Annotated in this window: 18 protein-coding genes and 1 pseudogene; 4 read left to right on the forward strand and 15 right to left on the reverse strand. The window is 68.9% G+C overall.

Going from position 1 to position 18960, the window contains the following annotated elements:
• Nucleotides 1-25: 25 nt before the first annotated feature.
• The 13 genes from murB to RCO27_RS18635 all read right to left on the reverse strand — a co-directional run bounded on the left by murB (nucleotide 26) and on the right by RCO27_RS18635 (nucleotide 14607).
• Nucleotides 26-925, reverse strand: a complete 900-nt coding sequence (gene murB / locus RCO27_RS18575) for a UDP-N-acetylmuramate dehydrogenase (RefSeq protein ID WP_309004214.1) — start codon at nucleotides 923-925, stop codon at nucleotides 26-28.
• A complete protein-coding gene (gene murC / locus RCO27_RS18580; RefSeq protein WP_309004215.1) occupies nucleotides 922-2331 on the reverse strand; it encodes a UDP-N-acetylmuramate--L-alanine ligase in 1410 nt (469 codons plus the stop codon). Before murC ends, murB begins: the two co-directional genes overlap by 4 nt.
• A 169-nt stretch (nucleotides 2332-2500) precedes the next feature.
• The gene (gene murG, locus RCO27_RS18585) at nucleotides 2501-3661 is read right to left on the reverse strand and encodes an undecaprenyldiphospho-muramoylpentapeptide beta-N-acetylglucosaminyltransferase (protein ID WP_309004216.1); all 1161 of its coding nucleotides are present in this window, start codon (nucleotides 3659-3661) and stop codon (nucleotides 2501-2503) included.
• Nucleotides 3658-4860 (reverse strand): putative peptidoglycan glycosyltransferase FtsW, encoded by a 1203-nt coding sequence (locus tag RCO27_RS18590; RefSeq protein WP_309004217.1) that lies wholly within the window; start codon nucleotides 4858-4860, stop codon nucleotides 3658-3660. Before RCO27_RS18590 ends, murG begins: the two co-directional genes overlap by 4 nt.
• A complete protein-coding gene (gene murD / locus RCO27_RS18595) occupies nucleotides 4857-6152 on the reverse strand; it encodes a UDP-N-acetylmuramoyl-L-alanine--D-glutamate ligase (RefSeq protein WP_309004218.1) in 1296 nt (431 codons plus the stop codon). Before murD ends, RCO27_RS18590 begins: the two co-directional genes overlap by 4 nt.
• Before the next feature lie 100 nt (nucleotides 6153-6252).
• Entirely contained in the window at nucleotides 6253-7323 is a 1071-nt protein-coding gene (gene mraY / locus RCO27_RS18600; protein ID WP_309004219.1) for a phospho-N-acetylmuramoyl-pentapeptide-transferase, read from the reverse strand.
• The gene (gene murF / locus RCO27_RS18605; protein ID WP_309004220.1) at nucleotides 7323-8702 is read right to left on the reverse strand and encodes a UDP-N-acetylmuramoyl-tripeptide--D-alanyl-D-alanine ligase; all 1380 of its coding nucleotides are present in this window, start codon (nucleotides 8700-8702) and stop codon (nucleotides 7323-7325) included. Before murF ends, mraY begins: the two co-directional genes overlap by 1 nt.
• Nucleotides 8699-10114, reverse strand: a complete 1416-nt coding sequence (locus RCO27_RS18610) for a UDP-N-acetylmuramoyl-L-alanyl-D-glutamate--2,6-diaminopimelate ligase (RefSeq protein ID WP_309004234.1) — start codon at nucleotides 10112-10114, stop codon at nucleotides 8699-8701. The genes murF and RCO27_RS18610 overlap by 4 nt, the downstream gene beginning before the upstream one ends.
• Nucleotides 10114-11808: a penicillin-binding protein 2 gene (locus RCO27_RS18615; RefSeq protein WP_309004221.1), complete on the reverse strand. Its 1695-nt coding sequence runs from the start codon at nucleotides 11806-11808 to the stop codon at nucleotides 10114-10116. Before RCO27_RS18615 ends, RCO27_RS18610 begins: the two co-directional genes overlap by 1 nt.
• Nucleotides 11808-12611 carry a hypothetical protein gene (locus RCO27_RS18620; protein WP_309004222.1) on the reverse strand — a complete coding sequence of 268 codons (804 nt, stop codon included), beginning with the start codon at nucleotides 12609-12611 and terminating at the stop codon, nucleotides 11808-11810. Before RCO27_RS18620 ends, RCO27_RS18615 begins: the two co-directional genes overlap by 1 nt.
• A complete protein-coding gene (gene rsmH / locus RCO27_RS18625) occupies nucleotides 12608-13585 on the reverse strand; it encodes a 16S rRNA (cytosine(1402)-N(4))-methyltransferase RsmH (protein WP_309004223.1) in 978 nt (325 codons plus the stop codon). Before rsmH ends, RCO27_RS18620 begins: the two co-directional genes overlap by 4 nt.
• Nucleotides 13582-14061 (reverse strand): division/cell wall cluster transcriptional repressor MraZ, encoded by a 480-nt coding sequence (locus RCO27_RS18630; protein ID WP_309004224.1) that lies wholly within the window; start codon nucleotides 14059-14061, stop codon nucleotides 13582-13584. The genes rsmH and RCO27_RS18630 overlap by 4 nt, the downstream gene beginning before the upstream one ends.
• A 288-nt stretch (nucleotides 14062-14349) precedes the next feature.
• Complete coding sequence (locus RCO27_RS18635; RefSeq protein ID WP_309004225.1) at nucleotides 14350-14607, reverse strand: hypothetical protein; 258 nt, start codon at nucleotides 14605-14607, stop codon at nucleotides 14350-14352.
• Nucleotides 14608-14768: 161 nt separating this feature from the next.
• On the opposite strand from RCO27_RS18635, the gene RCO27_RS18640 reads away from it, so the two are divergent.
• The 3 genes and pseudogenes from RCO27_RS18640 to RCO27_RS18650 all read left to right on the forward strand — a co-directional run bounded on the left by RCO27_RS18640 (nucleotide 14769) and on the right by RCO27_RS18650 (nucleotide 17065).
• Nucleotides 14769-15149, forward strand: coding sequence for a hypothetical protein (locus RCO27_RS18640; protein ID WP_309004226.1), 381 nt, complete (start codon nucleotides 14769-14771; stop codon nucleotides 15147-15149).
• 167 nt (nucleotides 15150-15316) lie between these two features.
• Nucleotides 15317-15673: pseudogene (locus tag RCO27_RS18645) on the forward strand (YciI family protein); the annotation flags it as partial.
• A gap of 129 nt (nucleotides 15674-15802) precedes the next feature.
• Complete coding sequence (locus tag RCO27_RS18650) at nucleotides 15803-17065, forward strand: RNA polymerase sigma factor (protein WP_309004228.1); 1263 nt, start codon at nucleotides 15803-15805, stop codon at nucleotides 17063-17065.
• Here RCO27_RS18650 and RCO27_RS18655 read toward each other — a convergent pair.
• Both RCO27_RS18655 and RCO27_RS18660 read right to left on the reverse strand, forming a co-directional pair.
• Nucleotides 17062-17874 (reverse strand): SRPBCC domain-containing protein, encoded by an 813-nt coding sequence (locus RCO27_RS18655; protein ID WP_309004229.1) that lies wholly within the window; start codon nucleotides 17872-17874, stop codon nucleotides 17062-17064. The genes RCO27_RS18650 and RCO27_RS18655 overlap by 4 nt on opposite strands.
• Nucleotides 17875-17878: 4 nt before the next feature.
• The gene (locus tag RCO27_RS18660) at nucleotides 17879-18493 is read right to left on the reverse strand and encodes a helix-turn-helix domain-containing protein (protein ID WP_309004230.1); all 615 of its coding nucleotides are present in this window, start codon (nucleotides 18491-18493) and stop codon (nucleotides 17879-17881) included.
• Between the two features lie 204 nt (nucleotides 18494-18697).
• Between RCO27_RS18660 and RCO27_RS18665 the strand changes: the two genes are divergently transcribed.
• The coding region (locus RCO27_RS18665) for a hypothetical protein (protein ID WP_309004231.1) at nucleotides 18698-18960 on the forward strand (263 nt) is incomplete at its 3' end.

The following is an 18960-nucleotide window of genomic DNA, read 5'->3' on the forward strand; positions in this document are numbered from 1 at the left end:
TGGAATGACGGGAAAGGCCGGCCCCTCATCCTGTCACTCCCACCCTCTGAATTTCCCATTCCAGCTCGACGCCCGACTGCGCCTTCACCCGGCGGCGCACCTCCTCGCCCAGCCCCTCGATGTCCGCGCTCGTCGCATTGCCGAGATTGAGCAGGAAATTACAATGCTTTTCCGACACTTGCGCACCACCCACGCGAAATCCGCGCAGGCCCGCCCGATCGATCAGCTGCCACGCCCTGGTGCCGTCGGGATTCTTGAAGGTCGATCCGCCGGTGCGGCTCCTGAGCGGCTGGCTCGCCTCGCGCTCGGCGGCGATCCGGTCCATCTCCGCCTGGATCGCGGCGGGCTCGCCGGCATGGCCGCGGAAGGTCGCGCCGACCACGATCGCGCCCTCCGGCAATTTGCTGTGCCGGTAGGTGTAGCCGAGATCGGCAAGCGCGAGCGTCCGGCGCTGTCCCGAACGCAGCACGACCTCGCAGTCGACAAGCACGTCCTTGACCTCACGCCCATAGGCACCGCCGTTCATCCGCACGAAGCCCCCGACCGTGCCGGGAATGGAGCGCAGGAATTCCAGACCGGCAATCCCGGCATCCCGCGCGGTCGAGGAGACGAGGATGCCGCTCGCGCCGCCGCCGCAGGCGAGCATGGTCGCCTCCACCCGCTCGACCTTCGCGAAGGCCTTGCCGAGCCGCACCACGACGCCCGGCACGCCGCCGTCGCGCACGATCAGGTTGGAGCCGAGCCCGAGCCCCATGACCGGCACTGCCGGATCGAGTTCGGCGAGGAACGCGCCGAGGTCTTCGGAATCCTTCGGCTCGAACAGCCACTCCGCCGGCCCGCCCGATTTGAACCAGACGAGCGGCGCCAGCGGCGCCTTTGGCGTCAGCCTCCCCCGCACCGCGGGCATGTCGATCACCGCGCTCATGCCGCCCGCGCCCTGCGTAAGCCCTCAGCGAGGCCGGCCGCCCATTTCGTGATGTCGCCGGCACCGAGGCAGATCACCATGTCGCCCGGCGCAGCGAGATCCCTGAGCTGCCGGCACACCTCGTCCGCATCCGCCACGGCATAGGCGCCGAGATGCCCCCGCTCCTTCAGCCCCTCGACCAAGGCGACATGATCGACGCCCTCGATCGGCGCCTCGCCCGCCGCATAGACCGGCGCGACGAGCACGACGTCGGCATCGTTGAACGCGCCACGGAACTCCTCCATCAGGTTCTGCAGGCGGGTGAAGCGGTGCGGCTGGACCACGGCAATCACCCGGCCCTCCGCGCCCTCGCGCGCCGCCGAAAGCACCGCTTTGATCTCGACCGGATGATGGCCGTAATCGTCGATGATGGTGACGCCGTCGACCTCGCCGACCTTGGTGAAGCGGCGCTTGACCCCGCCGAACTTCTCGAAGCCGCGCGCGATCACCTCGTCCGGTATGCCCATCTCGGCCGCGACGCCGATGGCCGCCAGTGCGTTCTGGACATTGTGCCGGCCGGGCATCGGCAGCTCGATCCCCTCGATCACCCGCGTCTCGCCGGAGCGGCCCCGGATCGAGACGTCGAAGCGGTTGCCGCCCGGGAAGGGCGTCACATTGTCGCCGCGGATGTCGGCCTGCGCGGCGAAACCGTAGGTGACGATGCGCCGGTCGCGCAGACGCGGGATCAGCGACTGCACCTCGGGATGATCGACGCACAGCAGGGCGGCGCCGTAGAAGGGCACGTTCTCCACGAACTCGACATAGGCGTCCTTGGCCGCGTCGAACGAGCCGTAATGGTCGAGATGCTCGGGATCGATATTGGTGACCACTGCGATCGTGCCGTCGAGCCTCAGAAAGCTGCCGTCGCTCTCGTCCGCCTCGACCACCATCCAGTCGGACGAGCCGAGCCGCGCGTTGGAGCCGTAGGCGTTGATGATGCCGCCGTTGATCACGGTCGGATCGATGCCGCCCGCGTCCAGCATCGCCGCGACCATCGAGGTCGTCGTCGTCTTGCCATGCGTCCCCGCCACCGCGACGGTGGACTTGAGCCGCATCAGCTCGGCCAGCATCTCGGCGCGCCGCACCACCGGGATGCGCCGCTCATAGGCCGCGACGACCTCCGGATTGTCCTTCTTGATCGCGGTCGAGATCACCACCACCGCGGCGTCGCCGAGATTGTCGGCGCTCTGGCCGATCGCGACCGGTATGCCCTTCTTGCGCAGGCCTTCGACGACATAGCCCTCGGCGGAATCCGAACCCTGCACCTGATAGCCGAGGATCTTCATCACCTCGGCGATGCCGGACATGCCGATGCCGCCGATGCCGACGAAATGGATCGTGCCGATGTCGGTCGCGACGCCCCTCATCGAACGTCTCCAATGAAGCGATCTCCCCCTCTCCCCTGCGGGGAGAGGGTCGGGGTGAGGGGGTTCTGAGTCCGGGATTTTCCGCAAACGCCGAGCCCCCTCACCCTGCCCTCTCCCCGCAGGGGAGAGGGTATGAGTTGGAAGACGGTCCGCGCGTGTCGAAGGGCTCTCATGCCGGCACCGCCCCGGTGAAGGCCGGAGTCGTCTCGCCGATATATTGCGGCGGGCAGTCCGGATGCTGGCCGACCCGTTCGACGAGATCGGCCATCGCCCGGGCCGCGTCGGGCCGGCCGGTCGCCCGCGCCCGCGCCGCGGCATTGGCGAGCGCGCCGGGATCGAGCGCCAGCTTCTGCATCTGCTTGGCGAGCTCGATCGGGGTGAACCTGCCCTGCGCGATGGTGCGCGCGCCGCCGGCCTTCGCCATCTCGCGGGCATTGGCGGTCTGGTGATCGTCGGTCGCGCTCGGCAGCGGGACCAGGATCGCCGGACGGCCCGCCACGGTCAGCTCGGCAATGGTTGAGGCCCCCGCCCGCGCGATGACGAGATGCGACCAGGCGAGCCGGTCCGGCAGGTCCGGCATATAGGTCGCGAGGTCGGCCGGAATGCCGAGCTCGGCATAGCGCGCCCGCACCCGCTCGATATCCTCGGCGCGGCACTGCTGGGTCACCTGCAGCCGGCGGCGGAAATGCTCGGGGAGCAGCGCCAGCCCCTCCGGCACCACCTCGGACAGGATCGACGCGCCCTGGCTGCCGCCGGTGACGAGCAGGCGGAACACGCCTTCCTCGTCGAGCGGCGGGAAAGGCTGGTCGCGCAGCGCCATGACCTCGTCGCGCACCGGATTGCCGACGAGATGGACCTTGTCCGCCGCATTGCCCGGCAGCCGGTCGACCTGGTCATAGGCGGTGGCGATCGCATCGACCTTCGAGGCGACCAGCCGGTTCACCCGCCCGAGCACCGCATTCTGCTCGTGGATGATCGTGGGAATCTTGTCGCGCCGCGCCGCGAGCAAGGCCGGAAAGGCCGGATAGCCGCCGAAGCCGACCACCGCCGACGGCCGGAACGTCTCGTAGAGCCTGAGCGCCATCGCCCGCCCGGTCATGATCGAGCGCGCCGCCCGGAACCAGCCGACCGGCCCGCCGCTGAGGCGCCCCGCCGGCAGGATATGGACCTGCACATTCTCGAACAGCCCCGGAATCCGCGCGCCGCGATCGTCCGTCACCAGCGCGCAGCGGTGGCCGCGCGACAGCAGCTCCTCGGCCAGCGCATGGGCCGGCATCATATGTCCCCCGGTCCCGCCGGCGGCGAGAACGTAGTGCCGGGAAAGGGTCATCTCTTCACGCTCCGCGTCACGACATAGGGCGAGCGGTGAAGATACGGGTTCCGGCGGCTGAAGGCGAGCAGCAGGCCGAAGCCCATCGACAGCGCGATCATCGACGAACCGCCGTAGGAAATGAACGGGAGCGTCATGCCCTTGGACGGGGCGATATGGACGTTGACCGCCATGTTGATCAGCGCCTGCATCCCGAACTGGCAGACGAGGCCGGCGCCGGCCAGCACGATGAACTTGTCCTCCTCGTGCAGCATCCGCACCAGCACCCGGGCGACGATCGTCATGTAGAGGATCGCGATGGCGAGGCAGGCGATGATGCCGAACTCCTCGCCGATCACCGAGAAGATATAGTCGGTGTGCGGCTCCGGCAGCGAGAATTTGCGCGTTCCCGATCCCGGCCCTGCACCGAACAGGCCGCCGGCGGTCAACGTCCGCAGCGCCGACTCGACCTGATAGTTATCGCCTTCCGAGAACAGGAAGCCGTCGATGCGTGCGGTCGCGACGGGGTAGAAGAAATAGGCGAGCACGATCGCCGCCACGCCCGCCGCGCCGAGGACATAGAGGAAGCGCATCGGCGCGCCCGACAGCGCGAGCAGCAGCACCCAGATGCCGACGAAGATGATCGTCTCGCCGAAATTGGGCTGCTGCATGAGGAGCAGGGCGACGACGCCGGTGACGAGCCCGGTCAGCGGCACCATCGGCAGCGACGGGTCCTTCTCCTTCAGGGACAGCATCCAGGCGATCGAGACGATGAACAGGGGTTTGAGGAACTCCGACGGCTGGAACTGGGTGATGCCGATGCCGATCCAGCGCTGCGCGCCGTTCACCTCCTGCCCGATGAACGGCACCAGGAAGAGGAAGCCGATGAACACCGCCGCGCCGAGCAGCGAGAGCCGCCGCGCGGTCGGCTTGGGCAGCATCGAGACCGCGATCATCACCGGCACGGCGAGCGCGATCCAGAACAGCTGGCGGTAGAAATAGTAAAGCGGCGCGAAGCTGACGCTGCCGCCCGAATAACGCTGCGCCGCCGCCGGCGAGGCCGCCGCGACCGCGATCAGTCCTATCGCGATCAGCACCGCGACGAGGACGAGCAGCAGCTTGTCGATCTCCCAGAACCAGCGGCCGAGCGCGCTGCGGTCGGAGCGGCCCAGTCGCCCCGCCTTGCCCGCCGGGCCGATGTCGAGCGCGTTCGTGCTCATTCCCCCAATGCCCCCACCGCGTCGCGGAACGCCTGCCCGCGCGCCTCATAATCCCTGAACTGGTCGAACGACGCGCAGGCCGGCGACAGCAGCACCACCTCGCCCGGCCGCGCCGCCGCCGCCGCATCCTTCACGGCCGTCACCAGCAATTCCGACTGCGTCACCGGCACCCTGCCCTCGAGCAACCGCGCGAACATCGGCCCCGCCTCGCCGATCGTATAGGCGGCGCGGACATGGCCGAGCTGCGCCGCGCAGGGACCCAGATCCTCGGTCTTGGCGAGCCCGCCGACAATCCAGTGGATATGCGGATAGGAGGCAAGCGCCGGTGCACTCGATTCGGTGTTAGTCGCCTTGCTGTCGTTGACGAACAGGATCCCGTTCCTCTCCGCCACTCTTTCCATCCGGTGTGGAAGACCCGGGTAAGTGCGGAAACCCTCCTTCAAAGCATCCTTGCCGACGTCGAGTTCAATGCAAACCGCCATCGCAGCAGCAGCGTTCTGGGCATTGTGCGGCCCCTGCAGTGCAGGCCAGTGACGCTGAAGTTCGACTAGAGCCTCATCGTCGTTTGCAAAGTCTACCTTCCTATGTCCGTCGCCTATTCGTTTACGGATGGTGGTCGACAAAAGTTGATAGTGATAATAGGCGGCAAGATGGTCTGGAGACTGCATGTCAAACAGGCGCAGCTTTGAGTTGATGTACGCCGCCATATTTTCATAGCGGTCGAGATGATCGGGCGTTATCTCCAATAGCACCGCAACATCGCAATCGAGGCTGTAGGTGAGGTCGATCTGGTAGCTCGACAGCTCCAGCACATAGACGCCGCCCTGCGGTAGCGGGTCCTGGCCGAGGATCGGCAGGCCGATATTGCCGCCCATCGTCGTCGGCACGCCGGCGGTCTTCAGGATGTGGTGGACCAGCGCCGTCGTCGTCGACTTGCCGTTGGTGCCGGTGATGCCGACCACCTTGTGCCGGGGCAGATCGGCACGCGCCTGCGCGAACAGCTCGATATCGCCAATCACCGGCACGCCATAGTTCGCTGCATGGCCGGCAATCGGATGCCGGTTGAGCGGCACGCCCGGCGCAACGACCACGCCCGCATAGCCGGTGAGATCGGCCCCGACCGGATCGCCGATTTGGGCCCTGTCCGCGACCGCATCCCGTGCCTCTTCGCGCGTATCCCACGCGACCACCTCGGCCCCGCTCGCCACCAGCGCGTCGACCGTCGCCAGCCCTGAGCGCGCAAGGCCGAGGACGGCGTACTTCTTTCCGGCGAAGGCGGGGCTCGTGATCATGCGGCGGCCGTGCTCCTGCGAAGGCAGGAGCCCAGATTTGTTCTTTTGCCTGGACCCCCGCCTGCGCGGGGGTGCGGTGCTGAAGATGATCGCATCTTCATCACCGCAGCTTCAGCGTCGCCAGACCGGCCATCGCCAGCACGAAGGCGATGATCCAGAAGCGGATCACGACCGTCGGCTCGCTCCAGCCCAGCTGCTCGAAATGGTGGTGGATCGGCGCCATGCGGAAGATCCGCTTGCCGGTCCGCTTGAAGTAGAAGACCTGGATGATGACGCTCATCGCCTCGACCACGAACAGCCCACCGATGATGCCGAGCACGATCTCGTGCCGCGTCGCCACCGCGATCGCGCCGAGCGCGCCGCCGAGCGCAAGGCTGCCGGTATCGCCCATGAACACCGCCGCCGGCGGCGCGTTGAACCAGAGGAAGGCGAGCCCCGCCCCCACCATCGCCGAACACAGCACCGTGAGATCGCCGACGCCCAGCACATGCGGGATGCCGAGATAGCGGGCGAACACCGCATTGCCGACCAGATAGGCGATGACGATGAAGGCGAGGCTCGCGATGATCACCGGCATGGTCGCGAGCCCGTCGAGCCCGTCGGTCAGGTTCACCGCATTGCCGAACGCCACCACCGTGAAGGCGGCGAACAGGATGTAGAACGGCCCGAGGTTGATCGCCGGGCCGTTGTAGAACGGAATGTAGAGCTGCCCCTCGACCCCCCACAGGATGATCGCGCAGCCGATTCCGGCGACGATGAACTCGGCCGCGAGCCGCACCTTGCCGGAGACGCCCGCGGTGCTGCGCTTCTTCACCTTGTCATAGTCGTCGAGGAACCCAATCGCGCCGAAGCCGACGGTGATGAACAGGCAGGCCCAGAGGAAGCGGTTGGAGAAATCCATCCACAGCAGCATCGCGACCGCGACCGAAGTCAGGATCATGAGCCCGCCCATGGTCGGCGTGCCGCGCTTGGCGAGGTGGCTTTGCGGCCCGTCGTCGCGGATCGGCTGCCCCTTGCCCTGGCGGACGCGCAGCCAGCCGATGAACTTCGGGCCGATGATCAGGCCGAGGAACAACGCGGTCGCCGTCGCCGCGCCCGCCCTGAACGTGATGTAGCGGATGAGGTTGAGAATCCCGGGAAAACCCAGCTGCTCGGCGATCCACAGAAACATCAGCTTTCCCCACCTGCCAGCGCCTCGACGAGGGCGGCAAGTCCGACGGAGTTCGATCCCTTGACGAGAACGGCGTCCCCCGGGCCGATCGCCGCGCGGGCGAGATCGATGGCGGATGCCGTATCCGGCACATGCGTCATTTTGATGTGGCCGCCAAGCGCTTTCGCAAGTGCCGCCATCTCCGGTCCGACGAGGATCGCCTCGTCGACCTTCGCAGCCTCGATCGGCGCCGCCAGCGCCGCGTGGAAGTCGGCCGTCTCGCCCCCCAGCTCGCGCATCGCGCCGAGCACGACGATCCTTCGCCCGTCCACCTCCTCGGCGCCCAGCACCTGCAGCGTCGCCGCCATCGAAGCCGGGTTGGCATTGTAGCTCTCGTCGATCAGCAGCGCCGCGCCGCCGTCCCGCGCGATCCGCCGGCGCTCGCCGCGCCCCTTGAGCCCGCCGAGCTCGGCAAGCGCGAGGCCCGCCTGGGCGAGGTCGCCGCCTACGGCCTGCACCGCGGCGATCACCGCGAGGCTGTTGCTCACCCAATGGTCGCCCGGCTGGCCGATCGTGTAGCTCAGCTGCGCGTCCGGTAGGGTCACCGTGATCATCGACCCGCCTTTAGGCGAGCGCACGACATAATTGGCGCGCACGTCGGCGCCCTCGCTTTGGCCGAAGGTGACGATACGGCCGGCATGCGGGCGCGCGGCCGCAATCAGCTGGTCGCGGTGCGGGCTGTCGAAAGGGATGATGGCGGTGCCGCCGGGCTGGAGTCCGCCGAAAATCTCGCCTTTGGCGTCGGCGATCTCGGCCTCGCTGGCGAAGAACTCGCGGTGCGCCGGCGCGATCGCGGTGACGATGGCGACATGCGGCTGCACCAGCTGGGTCAATGCCGCCAGCTCGCCCGCATGGTTCATCCCCATCTCGAAGATGCCGAACCGGGTCTCGCGCGGCATCCGCGCCAGCGACAGCGGCACGCCGGTATGGTTGTTGTAGCTCTTGACCGATCGATGCGCCCGCCCCGGCGCCGTGCGGTCGAGCGCCGCGAACAGCGCCTCCTTCGTGCCCGTCTTGCCGACCGAGCCGGTGACGCCGATCACCTTGGCCTGCGTGCGCTCGCGGGAGGCCCGCCCGAGCGCGTTCAGCGCGACGAAGCTCTCCGCGACCCGGACGTGCGGATAGGTCGTATCCTCGCTCGCGATCGCCCCGGCCGCACCGGCCGCGAACGCCTTGTCGAGGAAGCGATGACCATCCGTCGCCTCGCCCTTCATCGCGACGAACAGGTCGCCCGGCCCGATCTCACGCGAATCGAACGCGACGCCGGTCACCGCGAAGTCGCCGCTCGCGGCCCCGCCGGCCGCCGTCGCGATTTCTGCGGAGGTCCAGAGCGCGCTCACGCCGCTTCCTCCCGCGCCACGCTGACATCGTCGAACGGCAGCACCCGATCGCCGACGATCTGGCCTTGCTCATGACCCTTGCCGGCGAGCAGGATGATGTCGCCCGCTTTCGCCTCGGCCACCGCCGCCCGGATCGCCTCGCGCCGCCCGGCCATTTCCGTCGCGCCCGGCGCGCCGGCCATGATCGCCGCGCGGATCGCCGCCGGGTCCTCGCTCCTCGGATTGTCGTCGGTGACGATCACGAGGTCGGAGAGCCGCGCCGCGACCGCGCCCATTTCGGGCCGCTTGCCGGCGTCGCGGTCGCCGCCCGCGCCGAACACGGTGATCAGCCGGTCCTGCGTATGCGGCCTCAGCGCCTCGATCGCACTCTCGATCGCATCGGGCGTATGGGCGTAATCGACATAGACCGGCGCGCCGGCGCGGGTGATCACCGCCCGCTCCAGCCGCCCGCGCACCGGCTGGACCCGGGCGAGATTGGCCAGCGTCGGCGCCAGCTCACCGCCGGTCGCGACCACGAGGCCCGCCGCAGTCAGCGCATTGGCCGCCTGATAGGCGCCGATCAACGCGAGGTTGACGACATGCGTCCGCCCCTCCGCCTCGACCGCGAGCTTCTGCCCCAAGGGCGTCGTCTCGCGCTTCACCAGCCTCAACGCCTCGCCGCGCGTACCGACGGTCATCACCCGCAGCCCGCGGGCCTCGCAGCGCCGCACCACCTCGTCCGACTTCGCGTCGTCCGCCCAGATCACCGCCGTCCCGTCCGGCTCGACCACCTCGTCGAACAACCGCATCTTGGCCTCGAAATAGGCCTCCATCGTCTCGTGATAGTCGAGATGGTCGCGGCTGAAATTGGTGAAGGCGGCCGCGCGCACCGGCAGCCCCTCGGTCCGGTATTGCGACAGGCCGTGGCTCGACGCCTCGAACGCGGCATGGGTGATCCCCTCGCGCGCCAGCCCCGCCATGTTGGAAAGGAAGGTGACGATGTCCGGCGTCGTCAGCCCGGTCGTCACCTGGTCGTCGGCGGTGGTGACGCCCAGCGTCCCGATGCTTGCCGACGGATGCCCCGCCATCCGCCAGAGCTGGCGGCACAGCTCGACATTGGAGGTCTTGCCGTTCGTCCCGGTGACCGCGATCACGGTCTTCGGGAACGGCTGGAAGAACCGCGCCGCCAGCCGTGCGAACTCCCGCCGCGGCTCCTCCGCGGCGATATGCAACGCCCCGTCCACCGCAACCTCGGGCCGTGCGACGATGGCCACCGCGCCGGCGGCGATCGCCTGCGGGATGAAATCCTCGCCGTTGAAGCGCGTGCCCCGGAAGGCGCCGAACACCGTCCCCGGCGCCACCTTCCGATGGTCGATCGCGAAACCGGTGACGCTGGCGGGTTCGTCGCGGCCGGTCAGCGCGCCGAGCCGCATCACGGCCTCGCGCTGGCGAGCAGCGGCATCAGCTCCGAATTGTCGACGTCGCGGGTCGTGTCGGGAATGACGCCGAGCAGCGGGCCGGCGCGCGAGATCGTGCGGGAGACGACGGGGGCGGCGGTATAGGCGGCGGTGGTGACGAAGCTGTTCGCCTCGGTGGGTCGGGGTGCGTCCATCATGACGAGCACCACATAGCGCGGCCGGTCCATCGGGAAAGCCGCCGCGAAGGTCGTCACATTGACTCGCCGCGAATATCCACCGCCTGAGGCGACCTTCTCGGCCGTGCCGGTCTTGCCCCCGACGCGGAAGCCCGGCGCCTCGGCCCGGCGGCCGGTGCCGTTGGTAACGATCAGCCGCAGCAGCTGGCGCATCCGCTGGCTCGTCCCCTCGGAGAAGACGCGGCGGCCCGGCGCAGAGCCGCCCGCCTCGACCCGCATCAGCGTCGCCGGCCGGAACACGCCGCCGTTGACGAGCGCCCCATAGGCGCTGGCGAGATGGAGCGGGGTGATCGCGAGGCCGTGGCCGAAGCCCGAGGTCAGCACCGTCGCCCGGCTCCACTCGCGCGGCCAGAGCGGGCGCGAACGCTCGTTCAGCTCGATCCGCGGCGCCGCATTGAAGCCCAGCGACCGGAACACCGCCTGCATCCGCTCCGCGCCCATCTGGTCGGCGATCCGCGCGCTGGCGATGTTGGACGAGTGGACGAGAATCTCCGGGACGGTGATCGCCCGGCCGAGCGGGTGATCGTCACTGATTCGGAATCGCCCGATCGGCACCGGCGCCGAGGCGTCCCAGCGCTGCGCCATCGAGGTGATGACGCCCGCCTCCATCGCCGCCGCGACGGTGATCGGCTTAAAGGTCGAGCCCAGCTCGTACACGCCCATCGTCGCGCGGTTGTAAAGCGCGCTCGGGTCGGACCGGCCCGCAGCATTGGGGTTGAAGGTCGGCGCCGAGGCCATGGCGATCACCTCGCCGGTCTCCACGTCGAGCATGATGCCGGTCCCGCCCTCGGCCTGCATCGTGCTGACCGCGGTGTCCAGCTCCGCCTCCAGCGTCGCCTGGACGCGGCTGTCGATCGACAGCGCGACGGGCTGCCCGCGCAGTCCCGGCGCGGTGAGCCGCTCGTCGAGCACCCGCTCCATGCCGGCGACGCCATGGCCTTCCATGTTGGTCCAGCCGAGCACATGGCCGGCCATCGCCGTCTGCGGATAGAGCCGCTCGGGCTCGCGGTTGAAGACGATGCCCGGTTCGCCCAGCGCGTTCACCGCGGCGACCAGCTCAGGGACGGCACGGCGGGCGAGATAGAGATAGTTGGAATCCGCCGCGAGGATGGTGCGATACTCCGCCGCCGTGCGCTCCGGCATCAGCTCGTGCAGGCGCTGCGCCAGCTCGGCCTTGTTGCCGATCACACGGCGCGGGTGGACGCCGATCGACCAGGCGTCGATCGTCCGCGCCAGCGGAATGCCGTTGCGGTCGGTGATGTCGGCGCGCAGCGGGATCAGCGGATTGGCGAGCTCGGCCGCGCCCGACCGGTCGGTGAAGACCTGCAGATAGCCGAGGCGCAGCACGATGAGCGCCGTCACCCCCGCGAAGAGGAGCAGCACCAGCATCAGCCGCTGGTAGGTGATTGCGAGGCCGTCGGTCTGGCTGGGTTGCGGAGCAGGCCTTGCGACGTGGGCGGCAAGCGTCGCCATCAGTTGCGGGCGCCTCCCCGCTCGGCCCGGGCCGTGCGGCCGAGGTCACGCAGCGTGTCGTCGGCGAGCAGGCCGCGCGAGCGCGGCGGCGTGGCGGCGGGCCTGCCGGCCGGGGCCGCCGGCGCACGCTCGGTCAGCTCCTCGGGCAGCAGGTTGATCGCGGTGCGGACCGGCGCCGGCCGGGCGCGGGCCGATGTCGCAGCGCGCGTCGGCTGGGTCGACTCGCGGCGGGCCGTCGGGGCAGGATCGCGGGGCAGCGTCGCGGACGCCGTCCGGACCGGTCTGGGCGTTGCCCGCGCGGGGGCAGCCGCCTGCCGCTGAAGCTCGTTGCGGGGGGGCAGCGTCAGGCTGGCACGCTGGACCATCGGACGGGCCGGTTCGAGCGCCGCCGGTGCCGCCGCCCGTGCCACCATCGTCGCCTGGCGCGGCGCGACAGTGACGGCGCCCGGCGCGGCCGGAGTCTCGGCCGAAGCCAGCCGCACCTCGGCCGCGCGATCGTCGAGGCTCGGCTGGCGGGTGTCGAAGCGGGCGAGGCTGACGCCGGCCTCAAGATATTGGCCGGAAATGGGCGCGGCGAGCGCCAGCACGTCGGCGTTCCACGCCTCAAGCTGCTGCAGCCGGCCGCGGGTGCCGAGCTCGGTCTGGAGCTGGCGGATGTCCTGCCGGGTCGCGATGATCCGCCGTTCGATGCTCGCCAGCTCGGCCCGCTCGGACGCGACCTGGAGCGAGAGCATGTAGCAGGACAGGGCAGCCGTGCCGACGGCGGCCACCCAGGCAACGGGCCGGAATCCCCTTGCGATCATCTCGATTTCCCTTCGGTACTGACACTGGCCCATGACGGGGCGGAGGTTCTCAAGGCGGCGCGCAGGGTCGCGGAGCGCGCCCGCGGATTGGCTTCGGTCTCGGCGGCGCCGGGGCGGACCGCCTTGGCGACGGCTTCGAAGGTCGGCGCCGGCCCGGTCTCGTTGGCCGCGGGCAGATGGCGGGAGCCCGCCGGCAGCGCGCCGCTGCGGCTCTTGAGGAAGCGCTTGACGATCCGGTCCTCGAGCGAATGGAAGGTAACGACGGCTAGGCGGCCGCCCGGCTTCAATACCTGTTCTGCGGCCGCCAGCCCGCCCTCGAGCTCCTTCAGCTCCTCGTTCACATGGATGCGGATCGCCTGGAACGTCCGCGTCGCCGGATCCTTCTTCATGCCCGGATGGTGCCCCAGGGCCTTGCGCACCACCTCGGCCAGCTCGCCGGTCCGTTCGATCGGCCGCGCCGCGACGATCGCCTTCGCGACCCGGCGCGCCTTCGGCTCCTCGCCATAATGGAAGAGCACTTCGGCGATCTCCGCCTCGTCCGCTGTGTTCACGAAATCGGCCGCACTCTGACCGTCCCGGCCCATGCGCATGTCGAGCGGCCCGTCCGCCTGAAAGGAGAAGCCGCGCTCCGCCTGGTCGAGCTGCATCGAGGAGACGCCGATATCGAGCGTCACGCCGTCGACGTCCTCGACATCGCGGGCGGACAGCGCCTGACGCATCCGGGAAAAACGCTCCGGCACAAGCGTCAGGCGCCCCCCGCTCGAAGCGGCCAGCGTCTCACCCGCCCCGATCGCCTCGGGATCGCGATCGAAGGCAAAGACGCGGGCCGCTCCCTTTTCCAGGATGGCCTTGGTGTAGCCGCCCGCGCCGAACGTGCCGTCGACATGCGTCTCGCCCGGGGCGGGGGCGAGCGCGGCGACGACCTCGTCGAGGAGGACGGGAATGTGCGGCCGGGAAGCGGTCGCGGCGGTCACGGCGCAATCCCCTTCTCTTCCAGCCAGTAGAGCGCGATGTCCTTGAGGTGGGCTCCGCCTTCCTTCGCGGCGACGCGCGGGTTCCACACCTCGAAGGTCGCGCCGGTGCCGACGAACAGCGCCAGATCCTCGATCCGGCCCTTGCGGCGCATCGTCTGGGGCAGGATGATGCGGCCGGAGCTGTCGTAGGGCGCCTCTTCGGCGGCGCTGAACGAGCGGTGCTGGCGCTCGTAATGGGCGAGCGGGTTGGTCGCCTCCTCGGCGAGGCGGCGGCGCTCGTTCTCGGCGTAGATCTCGGCGTCGTAGTTCGCATCGTAGCCGACCAGGCAGGGATAGGCCTCGTGCGGGGCGAGCACGATCAGCTTCTCGTCGGAGCGGCGTTCGATCTTGGCGCGGATGAAGGCGGGCACGGAGAGACGCCCCTTGGCGTCCACCGCGTTCAGCGCGTTCCCTCGAAAGAGATGCTCGACTGCCACCTCGCGTCCATCCCCACACACGAGGCTCCCCCGTTCACGGACGCGCGCCTCCGCACGTCCGCGTCGCCCACGCGGCCAACAGGAAATGCCCCTAAACTGAGGGGAGTGGATAACCCAAAGGTGTGGGGATGGGAAGGGTTTTCAATGCCATTTCTGGGGATTTCATGCCCCAAAGAGGAGATTCAGTCCTTTATTCTACATTTGTTCTACAGTTTAGACGCGGCGCGAACATGGGAATCTACCTGTGGATAAGCCGGTGAGTTTCGGTTTCGGGCGCGACTCGCCGAATTATTGCGCGGGCGGCGCGACCGGGACGACGGTGTTGGAGTCGGCATTGCCCGGCGCCACGCCGAGTTCGGCAAGCGGCTCGGCCGGCTTGGCCGGCTGGGGCGCCGGCACGACGATGTTCTGGTCCGCGCCCTGGTGCTCGATGAGGTTCGGCGTGATCGGCGCTTCCCCGGCCGGGTCGCGGGTGAAGATCGCCGCCAGCAGCACCGCAAGGAAGACGAACGCAAGCCCGGTCAATCCGATCCGAACCCGTTGCATCGCGGGCGAAAGCCTCCTTGCCGTCACGTCCCTAATGTAAGCACGATTGTGATCTTTGTCGAACGCCGACCCGCGTTCATCGAAATTTGTCCGTGAACGTTACCTTTTGCGACAAACTCCCACTTGACGGCCATTGTTGCACCCGCGAAGGGGGAGCCGCCATGCACAGAAGCTTAGCTCTCCTCGCCGCCTGCGCGGCCACCTTCGTCCTCGCGGCCTGCAACAGTGAGCCCGAGACCGTCACCGTCAACCAGTATGACCCGCAGGCGGGCGCGCTCGCCAATGCCGCACCGGTCGAGCTGCCGCCGGCGATCACCGCCAGCCGCACCTATCGCTGCCGCGACAACAGCCTCGTCTATATCGACTTCTACAACAACAACACCGCGCGGATCCGCGCGGAGCGTGGTGCCGAGCCGGTTGCGACCGCGACCTCGCCCGACGGGACCGCACCCTACACGGCCGACGGCTATTCGGTCAGCGGCAGCGGCGAGGAGATCACCTACGCCGCGCCGGGCAGGGCCAGCCAGAGCTGCCACACCTAGGCATCCACCCCTTTTTCGTCACGAAGGCCGGTCCGCCTGCGCGGGCCGGCCTTTTTCATTCGCCGGCACCCGAAAAAACTTTTGCGGACCCTGTCGATTTCCCGAAAGGTCGTTCGTCGTCAGGGTACGAGGCCGCTGATGGGCTCGATGAACCAAGGAGACGAGATATGCGTGTGATGGTTTTCGTGAAGGCGACCGAGGACAGCGAGACGGGCGTCATCGGCGCCCAGCATGCCGAGATGTTCGAGGCGATGGGCAAGTATAACGAGGAACTGGTCAAGGCCGGCATCATGCTTGGCGGCGACGGGCTCAGGCCTTCCAAGGACGGCAAGCGCGTGGCCTTCGACGGCCCCACCCGCACCGTGATCGACGGCCCGTTCGCGGAGACCCGCGAGCTGGTCGCCGGCTACTGGCTGTGGGAGGTCAAGGACATGGACGAGGCGGTCGCCTGGGTGAAGCGCTGCCCGAATCCGATGCTCGGGCCGAGCGAGATCGAGATCCGGCCGCTCTACGAGGTGGAGGATTTCGGCGAGGCGCTGACGCCCGAGGCCGAGGAGATCCACGGCCGCGTCCGCGACCAGCTCGAGGGCCGCTGAGCCGGACCGCCGCCGCCCCCGCTTGCCTTGCCGGGATAATTTCCGGACAAGGCCGGCATGGCGGCGGCGGAAACCCACCGGGCGATCGAGGCGGTTTTCCGGATCGAACGGGCCAGGCTCATCGCGGGCCTGGCCCGGATGGTCCGCGATGTCGACAGAGCCGAGGAACTGGCGCAGGACGCGCTGATCATCGCCCTCGCCGAATGGCCGAAGACCGGCGTTCCCAACAATCCCGGCGCGTGGCTGATGGCGGCGGCGAAGCGCCGCGCCATCGACGGGATCCGCCGCGACAGGATGCGGGAGCGCAAGCACGAGGAGATCGCCCGCGACCTGGACGACGAGCGCGACGCGAGCGTCGAGACTCTGGAAGCGACCATGGACGACGATATCGGCGACGAGCTGCTGGGCCTGATCTTTACTGCCTGCCATCCGGTCATCTCGGCCGAGGCGCGCGCGGCGCTGACCCTGCGCCTGATCGGCGGCCTTACCACCGACGAGATCGCACGCGCCTTTCTCTCCGCCGAACCGACCATCGCCCAGCGGATCGTCCGCGCGAAGAAGACGATCGGCAATGCCGCCCTCGCCTTCGAAGTGCCGCGCGAGCGCGAGCGGGCCGGCCGCCTCGCCTCGGTGCTCGAGGTCATCTATCTCATCTTCAACGAGGGCTATGCCGCAACCGCGGGCGAGGACCTGATCCGCCCGTCGCTCTGCGCCGAGGCGCAGCGGCTGGGCCGAATCCTCGCCGGGCTGATGCCGGACGAGTCCGAGGTCTTCGGGCTGCTCGCCCTGATGGAGATCCAGGCCTCGCGCCTGCCCGCGCGCACGGGTCCCGACGGCGCACTTGTGTCGCTCACCGAGCAGAACCGCGCCCGCTGGGATCAGCTGCTGATCCGCCGCGGCCTGACGGCGCTGGCGCGTGCCGAGGCGCTTGGCGGCGCAAATGGCCCCTACGCCCTTCAGGCCGCGCTCGCCGCCTGCCACGCCCGCGCGCGCAAGGCTGACGAGACCGACTGGGCCCGGATCGCCGCGCTCTACGACCGCCTGCGCGAAGTGATGCCTTCGCCGGTGGTCGATCTCAACCGGGCGGTGGCCTACAGCATGGCCTTCGGCCCCGAGGCCGGCCTCAAGCTGGTCGATGAGCTCGCCGAAGCCACGGCGCTGCGCAACTACGCGCCGCTGCCGGCGGCCAAGGGCGACTTCCTGTTCCGCGCCGGGCGCCTGCCCGAGGCCAGGACCCAGTTCGAGGCGGCCGCCGGCCTTACCCGCAACGCGCGCGAGCGCGCCTTCCTTCTCGCCCGCGCCGCTGCCTGCAGCCGCTAGGCTTCGGCCGGGGCCGGATAGATCTCCTTCAGCCACGCCTCCCAGCGCGCTGTCTCGCGCGCGGCGACCGCCTCGCAATCCCCGCCGTAGAAGAAGAGGCTGATCCCGATGTTCGTCTGGTCCCCCCAAGCGAACACGCCGACGATCGCGACGCCCGGCGCAGGCGCCTCCAGCCGCATCGTCAGGTCCCCCAGCTGCTCGCCCTTCTCGGCGCGCTCCACGATGCCAGCCAGCGGCGGAGCACCGTCCGGCGCGCGGCGATGCTCGCCAACCTGCACGCCGGCCAGGCCGAGCCGCTCGCAAATGTCTGCCCAGGCCTCCGCCACGGTCCCCGCAAAGGGCACCATCGGCCGTGCGGAAGCCGCTTTCTGCCCGGCGAAATGGCGGAGATAGATTTTGAGCACTTCGAAGAAGCCGGGCCAGCCGGTCTCCATGCTCCCGATCTCGTCGTCCCAGCTCGTATCGCCCGACGGGATGGAATGCACCATCCGCACCCGGCAGATGCCGCCGCCCAGCGCCTCGACGATGACCTCCGTAGTCAGCGGTGGCGCGGTCTCGCTCCAGCCCGGCTCGACGAAGGCGACGCGAACGGGCGGCTGCCATTCGGTCACCTCGCCTACCGAGTCCATCCCGGCACCGAGATGGAAGGTCACCTTGCCGCCGACATGCTCCTCGAGGTCGGTCGGTACGAACCAGGCGCCATAGCCGGGGCCGGTCGCGATCGCCTGCCAGACCTGCTCGGGCGTGCCGGGCACTTCGACGCTGACTTCCAGCGCGCGGCGGCCCTTCTCGTCAGTGGTCACGGGCATCGCATCATCCTCCTTCAAGGGTTAGCCGCGCGGAAGCGGCCTCGTCGCCGCCGCACGGATGGAGCGCGATGACCAGCCGGTGCGCCCTGCCGGTCGTCGCGCCGCAATGATAGCGCGCCGCGAGCCCGGCCACCGTCCGGGCCAGCTCCTCGGCAAAGGCGGCCCGGTCTGCCGGCGTGCGAAAATTGAGCTCGCTGTCGATGGACAGGGTTGCGAGCCGCTTGCCGGACGCCTCGGCCCGTTTGAGCAACCCACCCACCTCGCGAATGATCCGCCCGGCCAGTCCGATCAGGTAGCTGGCCGAGAGACGGTCACGCTGACGCTCCGGGTCGGCCGCCGCTGGCCCCAGCGCCAGCGGGGAGATCAGATAGCCACCGGTGCTCGCGGCGAAGAGCACCTCAGTGAGTCCGCCCCATCGCCGCTCGTCGACCGCGCGGACCAGCCCGTGCGCCTCCAGCATGCGCAGATGATAATTGGCCTTCTGCCGTGGCAGCCCCAGCCGCCCGGCCAGCGCCGCAGCCGATGCAGGTTCGGCCAATTCGGCAAGTAGCCGGCTGCGCACCGGCTCCAGCGCCACCGCCCCGGCCTCCGGTTTCTCGATCACTTGCACGTTCGACACGCCGGTCTATTGGGCTTGACGATTTTTCTTGTCAACGAGGGATTTGGATTGAGGCTCGCAACGGGCGGCGAGGCGGCGGATGTTAAGCACAGCTTTAGATTATCCTGCCCATCGCTTGTTTTGCGATGCATCGCCGACTGCCTATTCTGAACAGGCGGGCGCAGGTGGCTTGGCGGGCCGCGCGAATGTCATGGCATCCTTCTGTTGATTTCGACCCAATCCCAGCAATCAGCGCGCCACCGCGTTTCGCAGGCATCGACTCGCATCGCCCGAAGCACCCCGCTCCGCAGCCGGACTTCCAGTGCGCTTGAGGCCACCGCGAGCGAGTACTGGAAAAAAATCGCGCCGCATGTCGAAACGGGCGGACCTCGTTCGTCGCAGGATCGGCAACCCATGAAGCCCACTGACACGATGAGGAGACCCGCGATGACCAAGATGATCTTCCTGAGCCTGCCGGTGCAGGACCT

Source organism: Sphingosinicella sp. LHD-64, assembly GCF_031157375.1.
GTDB lineage: Bacteria > Pseudomonadota > Alphaproteobacteria > Sphingomonadales > Sphingomonadaceae > Allosphingosinicella.